This is a genomic window from Actinokineospora sp., assembly GCF_050699995.1.
In the GTDB taxonomy this organism is placed as follows: Bacteria; Actinomycetota; Actinomycetes; order Mycobacteriales; family Pseudonocardiaceae; genus Actinokineospora.
In genome coordinates, this window is the sequence record NZ_JBOHGC010000560.1 from 1 (window position 1) to 1,175 (window position 1,175).

The 1,175-nt window shown below is 68.5% G+C and carries 1 protein-coding gene; it reads left to right on the forward strand.

Translation table 11 applies throughout. The annotated features are described in order from the left end of the window. Positions 1-1,175 (forward strand): hypothetical protein (locus ACRDSQ_RS27290; RefSeq protein ID WP_431424929.1); only part of this gene is annotated, 1,175 nt, incomplete at both ends.

Genomic DNA, 1,175 nt, shown 5'->3' on the forward strand with positions numbered 1-1,175 from the left:
ACCTTCTACCGCGTGCGCGTGCTCGACCTGAACAACATCGTCGTCATTCCCCAGCTCAACTACACCCTCTCCGGCGCCGCCGTGAACCTCAGCGAGCTGCCCGTCACCGCCACCGACACGTTGGTCCCGCCCACCGGCTCCGTCACCGGCAACATGAACGTCACCGGCAACCTCACCGTCGGCGGCACCGCCACCTTCGGCGCCGACCCGCAGAACTTCGCCCACCTGCGCCTGCTCGGGCTCACTGCCGACCCGGGCAGCGTCGTCGCCGGCTCCGTCTTTCACCGCTCCGACCTGAACACCATCCGCTTCCGCGCCGGCGGCATCGAGATCTTCGACGGCACGCAGTACCTCCCGCTCTTCGCCTCCTCCTCGCAGACGCTCGACCTCAACGCTAGCCTCCGCATCCCCGGCGGCGGCAGCGCCAATTTCAAGCGACTGAACCACCTCCGCCTCATCGACCCCGACCTGTGGACCGAGATCGGCGTCACCTCCAAGATCAACGCCGCCATCACCGACTGCCTCGGCGCCGAGTGCCGCATCGTTCTCCCCACCAACCTCCCCACCGGCTGGCACACCCGCTCCACCTGGGCCGAAACCGCGGCCTTCCTCGACTTGCGCGGGCGCGAGCTGGACCCGTTCGCCAACGGCCGCTACTTCAGCCCCTTCAAGTTCGTTGACCGCCGCACCGCGGACAACGTCGGCACACTCGACGTGTTTCCTACGATTCGCGCCCTTCAGTTTCACGACTCGGGCGGGGACAACACCGCCGCTATCAAGGACACCTACTTCACCTTCGCGGGCGACCTTCTCTCCGCCGGGCGCGGGCAGGACATCAGCGTGCGCGCCGCTACCTTCAAGTTCGGCGAGGGGGACGCGGCTGGGCTGGGCGCGACCGCTCAGAACTGGGGCAACTGCTTGGAGGCGGGCGGGGAATGCACCGTCAGCATCACGGCGAGGGCCTTGCAGGGCACGGAAGTCACGACCGCCACCGTGTCCAGCTACGACGGCGGCTCCCGCACCCTCGCCTACAGCAGCGCCTCCCAGGCGGACAAGCTTGGCGTCGGGCGCTACCTCATCAACACCAGCGCGGCGAAGGTGTACATCACCGGCAGTGTCTCCAGCGTCGGCAGCGCCGCCCCGCCCGTCGTCACCGGCTCCGGCACCGGTTGGGC